The following is a 546-nucleotide window of genomic DNA, read 5'->3' on the forward strand; positions in this document are numbered from 1 at the left end:
TAGACCTCCTGCGAAAGTCACGCTCTCTCAGTAAGCGAGTGATTGCACAGCGCGGCGATGAGATTCGCGCGGAGGGAAAAGCGCCGTCTCCGGTGACGGTACACGTCTTTCAACACGCGAAATATCTTCAAGCGCCGAATAACATGCTCGATACGCAGGCGGGTGTACGCCAGCACTCGGTTCTCCTGGCGCTCTTCAGGCGATAGAGGATCGCGCTTCGTTTCCTTGTGTGGTGTGATCGAGTGGCCGTGATCACACCAGATCCCTTGATACCCGGCATCCCCGATCAGGGCTGTTTCCTGATGGACCTGTACCCCCGAGTGGCGAAACAGTGTCAGATCATGCATGGAGCCGGCGGTGGTAGCGATACACATGATCATGTGTGTCGCCACATTGATGACCACCTGCGTTTTCAGGGTGTGGCGCTTTTTCTTGCCGCTATACCATGTCCGCTGCTTTTTTTGGGGCGCTCACACGGCGATTCGGCTGCATCAATGGCGATGATCTGGAAGACATGCTCTGCTTCCTTCAGGACCTTCTTGCCGG

The 546-nt window shown here is 56.2% G+C and carries 1 protein-coding gene; it reads right to left on the reverse strand.

Annotated elements, in window-relative coordinates; genetic code table 11:
• Positions 1-17: 17 nt before the first annotated feature.
• Positions 18-416: a transposase family protein gene (locus tag GUI70_RS22600; RefSeq protein WP_306468323.1), complete on the reverse strand. Its 399-nt coding sequence runs from the start codon at positions 414-416 to the stop codon at positions 18-20.
• Between the last annotated feature and the right edge of the window lie 130 nt (positions 417-546).

The sequence above is a fragment of the Deinococcus alpinitundrae genome (assembly GCF_009982895.1).
GTDB classification, from domain to species: domain Bacteria; phylum Deinococcota; class Deinococci; order Deinococcales; family Deinococcaceae; genus Deinococcus; species Deinococcus alpinitundrae.